The organism is Rhodococcus sp. LMD (genome assembly GCF_056108245.1).
This window is the reverse complement of sequence record NZ_CM148557.1, coordinates 1,909,215-1,927,285: the sequence shown is the minus strand read 5'-3', so window position 1 is coordinate 1,927,285 and position 18,071 is coordinate 1,909,215. Positions and strand designations below refer to the sequence as shown.

Genomic DNA, 18,071 nt, shown 5'->3' with positions numbered 1-18,071 from the left:
ACCGTGCGGCCGGCGGCTACTTGCAGCCGGGCAGACCCGAACGGTACACGTCGCCGTCGCCCAGTCTTGCCTGCGGCGAGAGCAGCACGTCGGCCTCGAGCTGGCGTGCCGCGTCCGCCGGCACCGAGTCCCCGCCGAAGCGGCGGTCGGCGGGCCGCTGGTACAGGGCCGCACCCCCGGTCATCGCCTCCGCGAGGCGGCGCTTACCGGCGACGGCGCGGGCCTGAGCCTGCTCGACGTAGGCCTGCCGGCGCTCCGCCGGGATCGCCTCGACGAACGCCTGCGGGTGGACCACCGCGATCAGCCCCGACACGTGGCCGAACCCGAGGCTGGTCAGCAGACCGGCCTTGAGCGCGTACTGCTCGCCGAAGCGGAGCGGGGTGCGCGGCCACACCAGGTGCTCGAACCCGGCCATCTTGTCGTCGACGCAGTCCAGGCTGCGGTTCGGCGGGACGACGCCCTGGCTGAGGACCTGGCACAGGCCGATCAGCTGGAACGCCGCCGCGCCACCCTTGGCGTGACCGGTCAGCGACTTCTGCGACACCACGAACATCGGCGCACCGTCGCTGCGGCCCAGCGACCCCGCCAGGCGCTCGTGCAGCTCCGCCTCGTTCGGGTCGTTGGCCGCCGTGGAGGTGTCGTGCTTGGAGATCACCGCGATGTCGTCGGCGGTGACACCGAGCTTGCGCAGCTCCCGCGCCAGGCCCGACTCGAGCCCACCGCGGCCGGCGCCGAGGGCACCGATGCCCGGAGCCGGGATCGAGGTGTGCACGCCGTCGGCGAAGGAGCCGGCCCACGCGACCACACCGAGGACGGGCAGGCCCATCTCCAGTGCCAGGTCGCCGCGGGCGAGCAGGACCGTGCCGCCACCGGCGGACTCGACGAACCCACCGCGCCGGCGATCGTTGGCGCGGGAGAACCGGCGATCGCTGATGCCCTTGGCCGTCATGTCGTCCGACTTCGCGGTGGCCGACATGTCACCGAACCCGACGATGCCCTCGATACCGAGGTCGTCGAAGCCGCCGGCGACGACCAGCTGCGCCTTGCCCAGCTTGATCTTGTCGACACCCTCCTCGACCGACACCGCGGCCGTCGCGCACGCCGCCACCGGGTGCACCATCGCGCCGTAGCCACCGACGTACGACTGCACGACGTGCGCGGCGATGACGTTCGGCAGGGCCTCCTGCAGGATGTCGTTCGCGCGGGACTCGCCGAGCAGCGTGTCGATGTACAGCGACCGCATCGAGGTCATGCCGCCCATGCCGGTGCCCTGGGTGTTCGCCACGTACGAGGGGTGCACCCAGCGCATGAGCTCCGACGGGGTGAAACCGCTCGAGAGGAACGCGTCGACCGTGGTCACGATGTTCCACAGGCCCACCCGGTCCACGGACTCGGCCATGTCGGCGGGGATGCCCCACTTGGTGACGTCGAACCCGGTCGGGATCTGGCCACCGACCGTGCGGGTCAGGTTCATCTTGCGGGGCACCCGGATCTCGGTGCCGGCCTTGCGGGTGACGGTCCAGTCACCGCTGTCCGGAACCGACTGCGCGACGGTGTTCTCCGGGTCGGCGTCGACGAACGCCCGGGCCTCGGCCTCGGACCCGACCACGAACGACAGGTCCTTGTCCAGGAACACCGAGGTCAGCAGCGGCGCCGCATTGTCGATCATCGCGCCGTCGTCGCCGTAGCGGCGGATGCCGCAGCGCTCGACCACCGCGTCGTGGTACCGGTCGGCGATCTCCGCCTCGGGCACCAGCTCGCCGGTCTCCGCGTCGTACCAGCCCGGGGTGGGATCGTTCTCCCATGCCACCAGGCCCGTGACCCAGGCCAGCTCGAGCACACCGGCGGCCGACAGTTCCTCGTCGACCTCCATCTCGAAGCGGGTGCGGGCCGAGCCGTACGGGCCGAGCTCGCCGGCGCCGACGATGACCACCAGATCGGCGGGATCGACGTCGAGCGCCTTCCATTCCGGCGCGGGCGTCGTCGCGTCCAGGCGCGGCGGCGCGGGCAGCGCCGCGATGGTGACCTCGTCGGACCCGGTCTCGGCCGCGGCGTTCGCCTCGGCCTCCTCCTGGGCCTGCTTGGCCAGAGCCGGCAGGTCGATGTCGGCCTCGGACAGGCCCCCGGTCAGATCCGCCACCAGCGGCGCGGCCGCGGCGGACTCCTTGGAGCCGGCGGTGACGAGCTTCAGCAGCTCGACGGCCATCTCGTCGGTCGACCAGGTGCGCACCCCGGCGGCCTCGGCGGCCTCGACCAGCGGATCGTTGCCGCCCATCAGGCCCGTGCCCCGGACCCAGCCGATGAGGGCGTGGGCGAGGGTGACCCGCTCGGCCCACGCGCGCTCGGCGTGCCAGCGGTTGACGATCGCGTCCAGCGCGGCCTTCGCCTCGCCGTACGCACCGTCGCCACCGAACTTGCCGCGGTTCGGCGAACCCGGCAGCACGACGTGCAGGTGGGTGTCGACGTCGCGGTCGTAGCCGATGTCGGCCAGCCCCGCGATGAGCCGCTCCACCGACCACAGCAGGACCCGCATCTCCATCTCGGCGCGGGCACCGGCGTCGGCCATCGACCCGACCACGCGCGGCGCGGCGAACGGGAACAGCAGCGTCGGGGTCAGGGCCTCCTTGATCAGCTTCTTGGCGCCGCCCGCGGTCTCCACGGTCTCGGTGCCGAGCCACTGCACCAACGCGTCGACGTCGGAGTAGGACGCCATGTTGGCGGGGACCACCCACAGGGCCGCACCGGACCGCGCGTTGCCTGCGTACAGCTCCTTGTAGAAGCCCAGGCGGCTGTCGCTCAGGCTCGAGGTGGTGACCACGACCGTCGCGCCGCCGGCGAGCAGCTTCGCCGCGACCGCGGCCGCGATCCCGCCCTTGCTGGCGCCGGTGACGACGGCGACCTCGCCCGCGTACTCGGCGTCGCCGGTCTGCCGGGCAGCGGTCGCGATCGCCTCGAAGGTCGGCGCGAGCTCCGCGCGGCCGGCCTCGGTGGCCTTACCCGCCCAGAACGTGGCGTGCGCGGCCACCGTGGCGCCCGCACCGGCGAAGCGCTCCGCGGCGATCTCGGCACCGAGCCACACGCGGGCCAGGTCCTCACGGGCCGTCGCCCACCGGTCGTCGATCAGCACGGCCTTGCGGGCGTCGAACGCCGGGGCGACCAGCCGCGGCCAGTCGGAACCGAGCTCCGCCGAGACCAGGTCGACCAGCTCGGTGTCCGCCTTGTCCGCGAGGTCCGAGACCGCGTCGGCCAGGCCCAGCTCGGACAGGATCAGACGCGCGGTCTTGGCGAGCACACCGTTCGAGCCGGTGATGCCCTCGGCGAACTCGCCGAGCGCGGCAGCGTCGACGGTGGCGCCGCCACCGCCACCGGCGGACGGCATCGACACCGCGACGCCGCGGCGACCGGCGACCGACTGCACCGCCGCGTCGATCAGCTTGTCGACGGCACCGCCGTCGGACAGCGCGCCGTCGGACAGGCCGCCGAGCGCACCGCCGCGGACGGACGAACCGTCCCGGCTGCCGAGCGCGACCTCCGCGGTCACGTGCGACGCCCAGCCCTCGCCCAGACCCCACACCTTCGTGACGCGGTCGGCGACGTACGCGGGACGCTTGCCCGACGGGCCGAACACCTTGCGCAGGTGGTCGTTGATCGAATCCGACAGCACCGGGCCGAAGGGCCGGTAGGTGCGGGCCAGGCGATCGACCGTGCCGGCGAGCGCGCCCATGTCGGCGTCGGCCGCACCGTCGATGGCACCGAGCGACAGCTCCGAACCGAGGTCGACGAGCAGCTGGTTACGCCGCGAGGACACCCCGTCGCACAGCGCCTCGATCGTGTCGGCGGGACCGACCTGATCCGGGCGCAGCTTCGTCCACAGGGCGATGAGCACCTTCGTGGCGTCGGCGGCCTTGAACGCGATGTCGTCCGGACGCGGTCCACCCGCCGGAGCGGCAGGTGCGGCGGCCGGAGCGGCAGCCGCGGCCGGGGCGGCAGCGGACGTCTCGGCCGAGGCCGGCTCGTCGTCCTCCACCGGCGCCGGATCGACGTCCGTCGAGTACACGACCGAGGCCTCACGCTCGATGTTGAGCACCTCGACCGGCTGCCCGAAGCGGCCCGGCAGCTTCAGCGTCTGCGACGCCAGGTTCGCGACCGTCGGGGCGGCACCGAGGCCGACCTCGACGAACCGCTCCACGCCCAGGCCACCGTCGGCCTCGTCGGCGAACAGCAGGTCCTGCGTCTCGATCCAGCGGACCGGGGACGCGAACTGCCACGCGAGCAGCTCGGCGAGCACCACGCGGCACAGCTTCGAGCGATCGGCCGCCCAGGTGTCGAAGTCCGCGAGGACCTCGGCCAGCGGCTCGGACGGCACCAGGTCGGCGATCTCCTGGACGAACTCCCGGCCCAGGTCGAACGGCTTGGGCACCAGGTTCGGGATGTAGCGGCCGATGAGGATGTCGGGATCGATCTGCTCCGGCAGCAGGTTCAGCAGACGCTCCCGGAAGTCGTCCACGCCGCCGCGCAGGACGGTCGAGTGGAACGGCACGTCGATACCCGGAACCAGGATGAACGCCCGCTTGCCACCGAACTCGGCGACCTTGCGCTCGATCACGGACTCGAGGACCTCGAGACCGGCGACCGTGCCGGCGATCGCGTACTGCGAGCCGCGCAGGTTCAGGTTGACGATCTGCAGGAACTCCCCGGTCTCCTCCGCGACCCCGGCGACGAACGCCTCGAGATCGGCATCGGCGACACCGAACTGCGACGGACGGATCGCGGCCATGCGGTAGTTCGAGCGGCCGTGCTCGTCGCGCGGCACGAGGGCGTGCATCGCCGAGCCACGGCTGAACACCACCTCGAGCACCGCCTCGAGCGGCAGCACCCCGGCCACCGCGGCGAGGGCGTTGTACTCGCCCACCGAGTGACCGGCCAGGAACGCGCCCTCGACGAAGGCGCCGGCCTCACGCAGTTCCGCGATCTGGGCGACACCCAGGGTCGCCATCGCGACCTGCGTGAACTGGGTCAGGTGCAGCACGCCGTCCGGGTGCTTGTGGGTGACACCGCGGGCCTTGAGCACGGTCGGGTTGTCGCGCACCACGGCCAGGATGGAGAAGCCCAGGGCCTTGCGGGTGTGCTTGTCGGCGCGATCCCAGATCTCCCGGGCGGCCTTGCTGCGGGCACGCGCGTCCAGGCCCATGCCGGGCCGCTGGATGCCCTGGCCGGGGAACGCGTACACCGTGCGCGGGGCAGCGGTGCGGCCGGTGGCGACCATCACCAGGTCGCCGTCCACGCGGCAGCCCACCTCGACGATCTCGGCGCCGCGGTCGGTCGCGATGCGGTCGACTCGCACGTCGATCTGCGCGCCGGGGCGCACCATGCCGAGGAACCGCGCGGTCCACGCCGTCAGGCGGCGGGCCGGCAGCTTGGCGTCGGCCTCGAGGGCGGTGACGACCTGCTGGGCGGCGGCCGAGAGCCACATGCCGTGCACGATCGGGGTGCCCAGGCCGGCCAGCAGGGCGGCATTGTCCGAGGTATGGATCGGGTTGTGGTCGCCCGAGACACGCGCGAAGGCGCTCATGTCGATCGGGGCGACGATCACGGCGTCGCGGCGACGACGACGCGGGGTCTCCACCGCGTCCTCGCTCACGGCACCGCCGGCGCGGACCGGATCGGCCAGCTCCGCCTTGCCGATGCGGCCACGGATCGCGAAGCGCTCGATCAGCGTCGCGACCGTGGCGTCGCCGGAACCGTTGCCGTTGTCGGCGGTGATCTCCACGTGCACCTCGACCACCCGGCCGAGGTCGGTGTCGACCACGTCCTGCACCTCGGCCTTGACACCCAGGATGGACGGATCGGTCGGCAGACCGTCCTTCACGTCCACGGCGTGGTCGAGGTGGACCAGGTCCAGCATGCCCTCGATCACCGACAGGCTGTCGTCGGTCTGCGCGGCGCCGAGCGCGGCGAACACCGCCGGCCAGCACGCGCCGACGAGGACGTCGGGGACACCGTGGGCACTGGGGGTCAGGGTCGACGGCAGTCCCGAACCCGTGACACCGGCATGGTCGGCGATCTTCTCCGGCAGCCAGCCGAGGGTGATGCGGGCCGCGCCCTTCTTCACGGCGGGCAGCTCCTGGCCCGCGGCGACACCGAGCAGCGCCGACATGGACGCCGACGCGTCCTCCGCGGTGACGACGGGAGCGCCACCGGTGTGCACGGCGGCCGGCACGGTCAGGCGGATCTCGACGGTCTTGTCCCCCGCGAGCGGCACCGTCAGGCCCACGTGCTCGGCGTCGAGGACGCTCAGGGTGGCGCCCGTCGCGGCGTGCACGGCGGCGGTGTCGGACTCGACGGACCACTCGTCCAGGTCGCCGAGGCGGTGCACCGGGTTCACAGTCTGCCGGCCGGCCCAGTTCACATCCGGAGCCGACAGCACGGCGTCGAGCAGACCGGACGCAAGGTCCTGGTGACGGCGAGCCGCGATCTGCACCGGCTCGACACCGGCCGCGACCAACTCGTCGACGGTGGCCTTCTCGAACCGGTCGAGCAGCTCACCGACGGGCTCGTCGGCGCGGGTGATGCCCGCGACGGCGACGGTGCCCGGGATGATGCAGACCTGATCGGCGCTGTAGCGCGGATCGTGGGCCTGCCACAGGGAATCGGACCGCCACCAGCGACGCACGTCCTGGTCGACCACCGGCACGAAGTTCACCGGCTTGCCCGGGGTGCGGCACAGCGCGACGAAGAACGGAACGTCGGCCGGGTGCAGGACCACCGACTCGGCATCCGGGAACTGCCCGGTCAGCGCCGCCAGCGCCGCGTACGGCCGGTCGAGGGCCGCATCGTCGGCGAACAGCGTCGGGATCGGGCCACGATCGGCCGGGTGCAGCCGGGACTCGGCGCGCTGCAGCATCTCGCGGAAACGCTCACGCCAGGTGACGTCGATCCACGGGTTCTCGGCCGCGTCGGCCACCTCCTGCGAGCCGACGGCGAGCTCGAGGTAGCGGGTGAGCCACTGCCCGTAGGTCATCTCCGCGACGTCGCCGAAGTACGGCTTCGCGGTGACGTCCAGCGCGGCGATGATCTCGTCGCGGCGTGCGGCCACGGCCTCGGCATCGCCCGCGACCTCGTCGAGCAGGCGGCCCGTGCGGGACGCCGCGTTGTCGATCTCGTGGATGTCCGCGCCCAGCTGGCTCCGGCCGGAGGCCATGCCGCCGGAGGCGGTGCCGGCGCCGACCCAGTCCGGAGTGCCGGGGGTCTCGACGAGCATCCGCTTGACCTCGGGCGACGTGGTCGCCTCGAGGGTCGCCATCGCCGCGGTGCCGACCAGGATGCCGTCGAGCGGCATCGCCGGGAAGCCGTGGGCGGTGGACCAGCGGCCGGTCAGGTAGTCGGCAGCCCGCTCGGGGGTACCGATGCCACCGCCGACGCACAGCACCAGGTTGGACCGGGTGCGCAGCTCGGCGTAGGTGGCGAGCAGCAGGTCGTCGAGGTCCTCCCACGAGTGGTGGCCACCGGCGCGGCCGCCCTCGATGTGGACGATGACCGGGTAGTTCGGCACCTCGTTCGCGATGCGGATCACCGAGCGGATCTGCGCGACGGTGCCCGGCTTGAACGCGACGTAGCTGATGCCGGCCTCGGTCAGCTCCTCGATGATCGAGACGGCTTCCTCGAGTTCGGGGATGCCGGCGGTGACGACCACACCGTCGAACGGTGCGCCCGCGGCGCGGGCCCGCGGCACGAGCCGCTTGCCGCCCACGTGCAGCTTCCACAGGTACGGGTCGAGGAACATCGAGTTGAACTGCACGGCGCGGCCCGGCTCGAGCAGCCCCTTCAGCTCCTCGACGTGGTCGGCGAAGATCTGCTCGGTGACCTGACCGCCACCGGCGAGCTCGGCCCAGTGGCCGGCGTTGGCCGCGGCGGCGACGATCTTCGGATCGACGGTGGTCGGCGTCATGCCGGCCAGCAGGATCGGCGAACGGCCGGTCAGGCGCGTGAACGCCGTCTCGACAGCCTGACGGCCGTCGGGCAGGGTGACCGGCTTCGGCGCGAATGCGGACCACGGCTGCGGCACCTCGGGCTCCGCGCCCGGGGTCAGCAGGTTGCGCTGACCGCCGCGGGTCGCGGCGGCGATGATGCCCACACCCTGGCCCCGCAGGCCCGAGCTGGTCATCCGCGTCAGCAGCTCACCGGGACCCAGATCCAGGATCCACGAGGCACCGGCCGCGACGGCGTCGTCGACGAGGGCGACCCAGTCGACAGGGTCGACGAGCACTTCCTGCGCCAGCGAACGGGCGAGGTCGGCGTCCAGGCCGCAGCGCGACGCCCAGTCGGCGACCTGCTCGACAGCGTCGGCCAGCGCGGGGTGGTGGAAACCGATCTCGGCCGAGACCGGCTCGAAGGTCGGGGCGAACACAGCACCGCCGCGCTTCTTCGCCTCCCGCTCGCGGGTCTCCGCGGCGGCGATCTCCTCGCAGCGCTGCTGCACGCGCGCCAGTGCGGCCGGCGGACCGGACAGCACGACGCGGCGACGGGCGTTGCGGATGGCGACGACGGCGGACCGCTGCGGATCCTGGTCGGCGAAGACCTCGGCGACGACGGCGCGCAGGCGCTCGGGGTCGACGTTGGCGACGGCGAGCATCGGGAAGCGCTCGGCGCCGGAGATGATGCCGCGGCGACGGCCGACGAGGGTGGCAGCGGAACCGATGAGCTGGGCGATCGCGAGGATCTGCCCGTCCTTGGCGCCGGCGGCCTCGGTGGCCGCGACGGCGAGCACGCCCTGGGAGTGGCCGATCACGGCGGCCGGGGCCTGCGCGGTCACGTCGAGGCCCTGGTTCGCCAGCGCGCGCAGCGCGGCCACCTGGGTCAGGAACACGCCGGGCAGCGACACCGCGGCAGAGGTCAGTGTGGTCTCGGAGGGACCGGCGACGGGCGTCTCGTCCTCGTCGGCGACTTCCTGCTCGAGCATCCAAGCGATGGGGTCGAAGCCGCTCGGGCGCACCACGACGAGGTCGTGTGCGACGGGCGCGAGCAGCGCGTCGGCCTCGTTGACCAGTTCGGTCAGGACCGGCTCGAGTCCGTTGTCGCGGCTGAGTTCCTCGAGGGAGCTGAGCCACGGGGCACCCTGGCCGCCGAAGGCGAGGGCGTACGACTCCCCGGCGAGGAGCTTGTCGACCAGCGCGCCCTTTCGGGAGGCGGGGCCGATCCCCCGGTCGCCGGTGCGTCGTGATGCCTTCGAGTTCCGTCCGTTGTCGGCTGGTGTGGTCTCGTCGATCGTCACGCGTGTAGTTCCTCTCCTGAACACCTCGAGGGCGTGGTTCTCTCGTTGGCCGCCCGCGCCGCCGTTGGCGTTCTGATGGCTCTGATCTGCTCGTTCGGGCTACCCAAGAGTGACACAAAATCATGAGGGGTTCCTCATGTTTTGTTCCGTGCGGGTTACCGGGTACGGAAGGGCGCGTGAGATCACTCACAGCAGGTCGGAGAAGTGACTCACCGGTAGGGAGAGTCGGCGCAGGCTGCGCGGCTACGAGGACGTCCATCAACCTGAGGAATCCCTCACGTTTATCGTTACACAATCGTTACCATCTTGACGGGCCGCGAAACGCGTGCATGAGAGCGTTTTCCGCGTTTTGTCAGAACCGCCGGATACAGTCTTCGAATCGAACACACATTCGATACGGGGGGGATGATGGGGCGGTCGACGAAGTACACATTGGAAATTCTCGAGGAAGCGGTCCGAAGCTCGACGAGCGTGGCGGGGGTCATGCGCTACCTCGGTCTCGTTCCGAGCGGGGGTTCGCACCACCACCTGAGCCGGCGGATCAAGAAGCTGGGCATCGACACGTCACACTTCACTGGATCGGCGCACACCAGGGGTGGGCGTGCGCTGAACCGTCTCGAATGGAAGGAGGTTCTCGTCCGCAAACCGACCGGCGCTCCCCGACAGAAACCGCCTCTGCTCCGCCGCGCCCTCGTCGAGTCCGGCCGCGCGTACAAGTGCGAGAGGTGCGGCCTCGGGGATCAATGGTGCGATTTTCCGATCACGCTCCATGTCGATCACATCGACGGGAATCCGAACGACTCCCGTCCGGAGAACATCCGATTCCTGTGCCCCAACTGCCACAGTCAAACGCCGACGTGGGCAGGGAGAAAGCGCTTCGGAGCCCTATAGGTCGAGCGAAGAAGCACCGATGTGATCGCGTAAAGTGACGCTGGTACGCGCGAGTGGCGGAACAGGCAGACGCGCGGCGCTTAGGACGCCGTGTCTTCGGACGTGGGGGTTCAAGTCCCCCCTCGCGCACTACGTGACCTCTCCCACGGCCCCCGACCGCTCTTGGCAGGTCGGGGGGCCGCTCGGGTACTTTTGAGGGCGTGTCCGAGAACCGCCCGCCGCGTCGCCTTGCCCTCGTCGTACTGGTGACGGTCGCCGCGGCCGGCTGCCTCGGTCTCGGCTTCTGGCAGTGGACCCGGTTCGAGGCCGTGGGCGGCACGTTCCAGAACCTCGGCTACGCACTGCAGTGGCCCGCGTTCGCCTTCTTCTGCGTGTACGCCTATCGCCGGTTCGTGAAGCTCGAGACCGAGGACGCCGAGAGTCAGGCCACGGGGGCGCCGCGCGCGTCGGAACCGAAGGAACCCACCGAGATTCCCGAGGATCTCCTCCCCCAGCGGCCCCGCGCGCAGTTCGATCCGAACGCGGACGTCGATCCGGACGACCCGGAGGCCCGGCAGATGCTGGAGTACAACGATTACCTCGCGCAGCTGGCGCGCAGGTCCGATAGGAGCGCTCAGTGAGCACGACCCCCGAGCAGGCACCCGACCAGACGAGCGGTTCGACCACGCCGCAGTCCCGCCCGGAAGCCGACCGGAAGAAGATCGCCTCGGCTCTGACCCGGTATCGCGCGCTCGCGTGGATCACCGGCGTGTGGCTGCTCGTGCTCACCGGCGAGATGGTCGCGAAGTACATCCTGAAGGTCGAGAACGTTCCCGGCTGGATCGCCGTGGTCCACGGCTGGGTCTACGCGGTGTATCTCGTGCTCACGCTCGACCTGGCGATCAAGGTGCGCTGGCCGGCGGGCCGCACGATCGGCACCCTCCTCGCCGGGACGATCCCGTTCCTGTCGTTCTTCGTCGAGCACCAGCGCACGAAACAGGTCAAGGCCGATTTCGGCGTCTGACGCCGGCCCACATCCACGCGATCGACCGGAATCCGCCCACGCCACGGCGTGGGCGGATTCCGTTTCTCCGCTCGAATCCCCAGCCCTCGAATCCCAGCCTTCGAATCCCCAGCGCTCGAATCCTCGGCTCGGTGCGGCGGTCTAGCGCGCGAGCGCGGCGAGGTCCGGCACGAGCTGTGCCAGCGCCCGCCCGCGGTGCGACGACGCGTCCTTCTCCTCGGCGCTGAGTTCGGCTGCGGTGCGGTCCTCGCCTTCCGGCCGGAACACCGGGTCGTAGCCGAACCCGTTGGCGCCTCGGGGGCTGTGGACGATGGCGCCGCGCCACTCCCCGCGCACGACGTGCACCGCGATCTCGCCGTCGTCACCGGGGACGGCGAGGGCGCAGGCGGAGACGAACGCCGCCCCGCGTCGCTCGTCGGGGACGTCCTGCAGCTGCCCGAGCAGCAGTTCGGTGTTGGCGTGGTCGTCGCCGTGCCGTCCCGACCAGCGCGCGGACAGCACCCCGGGCATCGCGTTGAGGGCATCGACTTCGAGACCGGAATCGTCTGCGACGCAAGCCATTCCGGTCGCGGCTGCGCCGTCGCGCGCCTTGGCGGCCGCGTTCTCCTCGAACGTCGCGCCGGTCTCGGGCGCCTCGTCGTAGGGCGGCACCGCGTCGAGGCCGACGAGGTCGATCCCGGCGATCCCGGCGGAGTCGAGGACGCGCTGCAGCTCGCGCAGCTTCTTCGCGTTGCGACTCGCCACGAGCACCCGCACCATCTCAGACACCGAACTTCTTCCGGGTGCGCTCGGGTGTCACGGGCTGCGGGAGCGTGCCCGGGTAGGGCGCTTCGAGCGCCTGCTTCTGGATCTCGCACAGTTCGGCGATGCCGGCGAGCGCGGAGTCGAGCATCTTGTCGAGGGTGGAGCGGGCGAACGTCGCACCTTCGCCGGTGCCCTGGACCTCGACGAGGGTGCCGGTGTCGGTGGCGATGACGTTCATGTCGACCTCGGCACGCACGTCCTCCTCGTAGGGCAGGTCGAGACGGACGCGGCCGTCGACGACGCCGACGCTCACGGCGGCGATGGCGCACGAGATGGGCTGCGGGTCGGTGAGGCGGCCCGCAGCGCTGAGCCACGTGACGGCGTCGGCGAGCGCGACGTAGGCGCCGGTGATGGCGGCGGTGCGGGTGCCGCCGTCGGCCTGCAGGACGTCGCAGTCGATGGCGATGGTGTTCTCGCCGAGCGCGGCGAGGTCGATGCAGGCGCGCAGGGCGCGGCCGACGAGGCGGCTGATCTCCTGGGTGCGCCCGCCGAGCTTGCCTTTGACGGATTCGCGGCCGCTGCGGGTGTGTGTGGCGGCGGGGAGCATCGCGTATTCGGCGGTGAGCCAGCCGAGACCGGAACCCTTGCGCCAGCGTGGTACGCCTTCTTCGACGCTGGCCGTGCACATGACGCGGGTCTGGCCGAATTCCACGAGCACCGAGCCCGCGGGGTGGTTGGTGAATCCTCGGGTGATCCGGATGGGGCGGAGTTCGTCGTCCGCTCTGCCGTCTTCTCGTGTGGTCACCCGGACGAGCCTATTAGATGCGGTAGACGTCCCCGGCGGACACCGCGTGGACGGGCCCGGAATACTGCTCCTTGGCTTCGGCGATGACGTCCTCGCGCGAGGTCCACGGCGGGATGTGGGTGAGCAGCAACTCCCCCACCCCGGCACGCGCGGCGACCAGGCCGGCTTCGGTGCCGGAGAGGTGGATGCCGCCGGGCCGGTCGTCGGGCGCATGGGTCCAGGAGGCTTCGGACAGCAGGACGTCGGCACCGCGCGCGAGGTCGACGACCTCGTCGCACATGCCGGTGTCGCCGGTGTAGACGACGGTGCGTCCGGAGTCGCTGGTGATGCGGAATCCGTATGCCTCGGGCGGGTGGTCGACCCGGCCGGGGCGGATGGTGAGTGCGCCGAAGCGGAAGGCTTCTCCGTCGGCGAGGGGACGCACGTCCAGGGTGTCGCTGACGTCGTCCATCTCGCCGGCGATCTCGGCGGAGGCGGCTCCGATGCGGACGCTGGTGTCCGAGGGGCCGTAGACGAGGGTGCGTCCGGTGGGGCGGTTCGGGGAGTAGCGCCGCCAGACGAGCAGGCCCGGGATGTCGAGGCAGTGGTCGGCGTGCAGGTGCGAGAGCAACAGCGAGACCTCGCCGGGATCGGCGTACCGCTGCAATGCCCCGAGGACCCCGGGGCCGAAGTCGATCACCAGGGGCGGGGTGCCCGGGGCGGTGATCAGGTAGCCCGACGCGGCGGAATCCGGACCGGCCACGCTGCCGGAACACCCCAGGACGGTCATGCGCATGGGGCTCATGCTGCCACGTCCCTGTGGTTGCGACGAAGCCAACACGGGTATTGATCGAGAGATGTCACAGTCGCGCCGACGCTGTGATCCTACCGATCGGTCAGTTGCCGGGAGGGGGTGCGTCTCACCGGTACGGCGAGGTCGGCACGGCCGGCGAACGCCGCCGGCGACGCTCGTCGGCGGAGAGCAGCCACGCGGCCAGAACGCCGCCCACGGCGCCGAAGAGGTGCCCCTGCCAGGAGACACGCGGGTCGCTGGGCAGCACGCCCCACAGGATGCTGCCGTAGACGAACAGCACGATCACGCCGATGACGATCTGGTTCGCCTGCCGGGTGAAGATGCCGCGCGTGATCAGGTAGGTGAGCCAGCCGAAGACGAGGATCGACGCACCGATGTGCACGAAGCCGGCACCGGCGGTGAGCCAGGTACCGAGTCCCCCGACGATCCAGATGATCGCGGTGGCGGCCAGACCGCGGCCGATCCCGGAGACGAGCACGAGGAATCCGAGCACGAGCAGAGGAATGGTGTTGGCGCTCAAGTGCGCCCAGTCGGCGTGGAGCACGGGGGCGAACACCACTCCCCACAGTCCGTCGGCGCTTCTCGGTTCGATGCCCGCGGAGTCGAGTTCGGCGGGCGCGGCGGCGTCGACGGCCTCGATTGCGTAGAGCAGGGCGACGAATCCGGCGATCAGGAGCGCGGCGCGCTGCCAGACGGGCCGGAGCCCGGGACGGGAACCGTCGGGTACGGTCATGCGCTCGCCCTTCGCGTGTGTCCTGCGTGGTGTTCCTGGCCTTCGAGCCTACCGACGTGCGCCCCGCTCGGCACCGGGCGCGAGCCCCGGGAAAGCGCAGTATTCCGGCGGTGCGGTGGCTACCGTGGAACTCACCGTCCACCCGGGGAGGCAGTCGTGCCCAGAAGCGTCGGAGATCGCTACGCCTGCGAGAAGTGCGGTGCGCAGCTCGTCTACGAGAAGTCGTGCCCGTGCAACGAGGAGATGGCGCATTCGGAGATCTGTTGCGGTGACCAGATGAAGCGTGTGCCGGAGGGTGCGCCGGGCTGAGCCCGTCAGCGCGACGTGGCGCCCCCGGTCGTGAAGGCGGACGGGAACAGGTCGCGGTAGGCGGGGATGCCCGCGACCGCGGTCGCGTGCAGCACCGCGTCGACGACGGCATGCTGGACGACCTCGGCGGCCACCTCGCACACGGCGGCCAGCACGGGTAGTTCGGGGGCGAAGGCGTCGGGGATCGGGCGCGCCGGCGCGGGCACCGTCGCGGTCCCGGTGGCCAGGGCGAAGAGGGTGTCGCCGTCGAGCGGCGAGTGCGCGGGGCGGACGGCCCGCGCGAGTCCGTCGTGCCCGGCGACGGCGACGCGGCGGCAGGCGGCGGCGGTCAGGTCGGCATCGGTGGCGACGACGCCGATGGTGGTGTTGAGGGCGGTGCCCTTCGGTGTGAGGGCGTTGGCGGCGGCGATCTCGGTGGCGGCCGGGGCGACGAGTCCGAGCCGGGCGGCCCGGGTGGGCCCGAGGCCCCACGGCAGGCCCGTCTCGGGATCGAACACGGCCCCGACGGGGTTGGCGACGACGAGGGCGGCGACGGTGACGCCGGCGGCGGGGCCGTCGGTCAGGGTCAGGCTCGCGGTGCCGATGCCGCCCTTGACGGTGCCGGCGCGTGCACCGACCCCGGCGCCGACGGTGCCGCGCGCGACGGTCGCGGTGGCCGCCGCGGCGGCCCGGTATCCGCTGTCGGCGGTGGGGCGGGCGGTCCATGCCCCCACGGGCAGGTCGAAGACGACTGCGCCGGGCACGATGGGCACGACGGCGCCCGGCGGCCCCATCGCGATGCCGCGTCCCTGTTCCTCGAGCCACCGCATCACGCCGTCGGCGGCGGCGAGACCGTAGGCGCTGCCGCCGGTGAGGAGCACGGCGTCGACGCGCTGCACGGAGTGGCTGGGGTCGAGCAGGTCGGTTTCCCGGGTGCCGGGACCGCCGCCGCGGACGTCGACGGCGGCCGTGACGGCGCGGTCGGGGACGACGACGGTGCATCCGGTGGCCCGTCCCGTGCCGTAGGTGTCGTCGGAGCCGAGGGTGACCTCGGCGTCGAGGGCGTGCCAGTGCCCCACGCGGATGCCGGCGACGTCGGTGAGCGAGTCGGTGGGTCCGGGCGCGGCCGTCACGGCATCAGCGCCTGGACGAGGGAGTCCTGCATCCAGGTCAGCCAGTGGTAGACGTCGAGGTGGGGGGCACGCGGGTCGTCTTCGTCGAGCGCCTCGGGGGTGTCGTCGTCGATGCCGAGGGTGGTGCCGAGCGCGAGCCGCAGGTCGTTGAGCCCGTACAGCCAGGCATCGGCCTGTTCGGGGGTGAGCACCACCTTCCCGCCCGATTCGGGGACGGTGCGCAGGATGACGGCTCCGGCGGCGAGCTTGGCGTCGATGATGTCGGGTTCGTGCAGGCTGCGCAGGGCGCCGTTGAGGTCGGCCGATTCGTCGTCGGGATGCACGGTGGCGTCGGCGTCGGGCCGGTGGAAGTCGGGCAGCAACCGTCGCAGGGCGGGGACGTCCGGCGGGGCGGAGTTGCCGGTGCGCAGGCCGGTGAGCGCGGCGAGGTCGTCCTGGGGTGCGCCGGCGGCGCGTTCTTCGAGCATGCCGAGTACGGATGCGACGAGCGAACGCAGCACCGACGCCTCGTGTGCGTCCATCTCGGATCGCAGCTTCACGCCTCCGAGCGAGTTCTTCCTGCTCCACTGCCGCACGTCGGTCGGCTCCTCCTGGCTCCGCGGTCGGAATTGTCGGCGAACGGGCGGCCGGTCACTCGGCCCGCTGCATCGTCGCCCACAGCCCCGCGGCGTGCAGGCGTTGCACGTCGTGTTCCATCTTGTCACGCGAACCGCTCGAGACGACCGCCTTGCCTTCGTTGTGCACCTTGAGCATCAGTTCGGTGGCTTTGGCCTTGCTGTACCCGAACAGCTTCTGGAAGATGTACGCCACGTAGTGCATCAGGTTGACCGGGTCGTCCCACACGACGGTGACCCAGGGCCGGTCGACGGCTTCGATCTCCTCGACGGCTTCGGCTTCCGCCGGCATTGCCTGCCCTGCCGCCAGGGTGACCGTGGGGAACGAAGCCACGATGACTGCGTCGGACGGATCCGTGGGGGCGGTGTCGAACGGGCTTGTCGAGGAACACATCGCCATGGCTCCAGGGTACGGCGTCCGCGCCTGCCGATACAGCGGCATCCCACCGTGCCCCTCTACAGTGATCGGGTGCCCGATTCCCTTCTCCGACCGACCGCGACGGCGAGCACCGCCCTGTTCACGGACGTCTACGAGCTGACGATGCTCGAGGCTGCCCTTGCGGACGGCACCGGTTCCCGCCCTTGCACGTTCGAGGTGTTCGCGAGGCGTCTGCCGCCCGGGCGCCGGTACGGCGTGGTCGGTGGGACCGGCCGGCTGATCGATGCGCTCGGGACGTTCCGCTTCGGCGAGGCGGAACTCGCGGTCGCGGGACGATTCCTCGACGCGTCGACCGTGGAGTGGCTGCGGGACTACCGGTTCTCCGGCGACATCGAGGGCTACCGCGAGGGCGACTTCTACTTTCCCGGTTCGCCGGTGCTCGCGGTGCGCGGCACGTTCGCCGAGTGCGTGCTGCTCGAGACGTTGATCCTGTCGATCCTCAACCACGACAGCGCGGTGGCCTCGGCGGCGGCCCGGATGGTCAGCGCCGCGGACGGCCGCACACTGATCGAGATGGGGTCGCGCCGCACCCACGAGGAGGCGGCGGTCGCGTGTGCGCGGGCCGCGTATCTGGCGGGCTTCGATGCGACGTCGAATCTCGAGGCGGTACGCCGGTACGGGGTGCCGGGCACGGGTACTGCGGCGCACGCGTTCACGTTGGTGCACACGACGGGTGCGGGTCGCGACGAGGCGGCGGCGTTCCGCAGTCAGGTCGAGACGCTCGGGGTGGGAACCACGCTCCTGGTGGACACGTACGACATCACCAACGGGGTGCGCACGGCCGTCGAGGTGGCCGGCACCGGCCTCGGGGCCGTCCGGATCGATTCGGGTGATCTCGGCGTGCTGGCCCGGCAGGTGCGCGATCAGCTCGACGAGCTGGGCGCGACGAACACGAAGATCGTGTTGTCGGGTGACCTGGACGAGTACGCGATCGCGGGTCTGCGCGCCGAGCCGGTCGACGTGTACGGCGTGGGTACGTCGCTGGTGACCGGGTCGGGCGCGCCGACGGCCGGGATGGTCTACAAGCTGGTCGAGGTCGACGGCATTCCGGTGGAGAAGCGCAGTGCCCACAAGGAGTCCCGGGGCGGCGCCAAGCGGGCGGTGCGGTTCGCGCGCCCGACCGGCACGTTGGTGGAAGAGGTGATCTACCCGGCGGACGCCCCGGTCCCGGAGGGCGACGGCGAGGTGGTGCACGAGCTGATGGTTCCTCTGATCTGTGACGGCGAGCGCGTCGACGACGTGGCTACGCTGGAGGAGAGCCGGGCGTTGCTCGCCCACGGGCTGATCAGTCTTCCCTGGGAGGGTCTGACCCTGTCGGCGGGTGACGCGGCGGTGCCGACCCGATTCGTGAGGTGAG

The 18,071-nt window shown here is 71.5% G+C and carries 13 protein-coding genes and 1 tRNA gene; 6 read left to right on the top strand and 8 right to left on the bottom strand.

The features are described 5' to 3' along the window. Positions 1–16: 16 nt before the first annotated feature. A complete protein-coding gene (locus ACWPQI_RS09025) occupies positions 17–9,271 on the bottom strand; it encodes a fatty acid synthase subunit beta domain-containing protein (RefSeq protein WP_474738766.1) in 9,255 nt (3,084 codons plus the stop codon). A gap of 408 nt (positions 9,272–9,679) precedes the next feature. Between ACWPQI_RS09025 and ACWPQI_RS09020 the strand changes: the two genes are divergently transcribed. From ACWPQI_RS09020 to ACWPQI_RS09005, 4 genes are all read left to right on the top strand, one after another. Beyond that, positions 9,680–10,162: an HNH endonuclease signature motif containing protein gene (locus ACWPQI_RS09020; RefSeq protein WP_059174781.1), complete on the top strand. Its 483-nt coding sequence runs from the start codon at positions 9,680–9,682 to the stop codon at positions 10,160–10,162. Positions 10,163–10,209: 47 nt separating this feature from the next. After that, positions 10,210–10,291, top strand: a tRNA-Leu gene (locus tag ACWPQI_RS09015). Between the two features lie 71 nt (positions 10,292–10,362). After that, the gene (locus ACWPQI_RS09010) at positions 10,363–10,782 is read left to right on the top strand and encodes a hypothetical protein (RefSeq protein ID WP_010596766.1); all 420 of its coding nucleotides are present in this window, start codon (positions 10,363–10,365) and stop codon (positions 10,780–10,782) included. After that, on the top strand, positions 10,779–11,165 hold the full coding sequence (locus tag ACWPQI_RS09005) for a DUF3817 domain-containing protein (protein ID WP_010596765.1): 387 nt from the start codon (positions 10,779–10,781) through the stop codon (positions 11,163–11,165). Before ACWPQI_RS09010 ends, ACWPQI_RS09005 begins: the two co-directional genes overlap by 4 nt. Positions 11,166–11,306: 141 nt before the next feature. Here the strand turns inward: ACWPQI_RS09005 and rdgB are convergent, their stop codons facing one another. The 4 genes from rdgB to ACWPQI_RS08985 all read right to left on the bottom strand — a co-directional run bounded on the left by rdgB (position 11,307) and on the right by ACWPQI_RS08985 (position 14,240). Then, on the bottom strand, positions 11,307–11,924 hold the full coding sequence (rdgB, locus tag ACWPQI_RS09000) for an RdgB/HAM1 family non-canonical purine NTP pyrophosphatase (RefSeq protein WP_010596764.1): 618 nt from the start codon (positions 11,922–11,924) through the stop codon (positions 11,307–11,309). Position 11,925: 1 nt separating this feature from the next. Beyond that, on the bottom strand, positions 11,926–12,714 hold the full coding sequence (rph, locus tag ACWPQI_RS08995) for a ribonuclease PH (RefSeq protein WP_010596763.1): 789 nt from the start codon (positions 12,712–12,714) through the stop codon (positions 11,926–11,928). Positions 12,715–12,727: 13 nt separating this feature from the next. Next, positions 12,728–13,489, bottom strand: coding sequence for a cyclic nucleotide-degrading phosphodiesterase (locus ACWPQI_RS08990; protein WP_010596762.1), 762 nt, complete (start codon positions 13,487–13,489; stop codon positions 12,728–12,730). Between the two features lie 124 nt (positions 13,490–13,613). Continuing rightward, positions 13,614–14,240, bottom strand: coding sequence for a rhomboid family intramembrane serine protease (locus ACWPQI_RS08985; RefSeq protein ID WP_010596761.1), 627 nt, complete (start codon positions 14,238–14,240; stop codon positions 13,614–13,616). Between the two features lie 156 nt (positions 14,241–14,396). On the opposite strand from ACWPQI_RS08985, the gene ACWPQI_RS08980 reads away from it, so the two are divergent. After that, on the top strand, positions 14,397–14,549 hold the full coding sequence (locus ACWPQI_RS08980) for a hypothetical protein (protein ID WP_010596760.1): 153 nt from the start codon (positions 14,397–14,399) through the stop codon (positions 14,547–14,549). Between the two features lie 5 nt (positions 14,550–14,554). Here the strand turns inward: ACWPQI_RS08980 and ACWPQI_RS08975 are convergent, their stop codons facing one another. Genes ACWPQI_RS08975 through clpS form a run of 3 tightly spaced genes read right to left on the bottom strand, consistent with a single transcriptional unit; the run spans position 14,555 to position 16,675 of the window. Beyond that, positions 14,555–15,661, bottom strand: a complete 1,107-nt coding sequence (locus tag ACWPQI_RS08975) for a P1 family peptidase (protein WP_017681067.1) — start codon at positions 15,659–15,661, stop codon at positions 14,555–14,557. Further along, positions 15,658–16,236: an oxidative stress transcriptional regulator AosR gene (gene aosR / locus ACWPQI_RS08970; protein ID WP_010596757.1), complete on the bottom strand. Its 579-nt coding sequence runs from the start codon at positions 16,234–16,236 to the stop codon at positions 15,658–15,660. The genes ACWPQI_RS08975 and aosR overlap by 4 nt, the downstream gene beginning before the upstream one ends. Before the next feature lie 55 nt (positions 16,237–16,291). Next, entirely contained in the window at positions 16,292–16,675 is a 384-nt protein-coding gene (gene clpS / locus ACWPQI_RS08965) for an ATP-dependent Clp protease adapter ClpS (protein WP_017681065.1), read from the bottom strand. A gap of 48 nt (positions 16,676–16,723) precedes the next feature. On the opposite strand from clpS, the gene ACWPQI_RS08960 reads away from it, so the two are divergent. Continuing rightward, on the top strand, positions 16,724–18,070 hold the full coding sequence (locus tag ACWPQI_RS08960; RefSeq protein WP_017681064.1) for a nicotinate phosphoribosyltransferase: 1,347 nt from the start codon (positions 16,724–16,726) through the stop codon (positions 18,068–18,070). Position 18,071 lies beyond the last annotated feature (1 nt).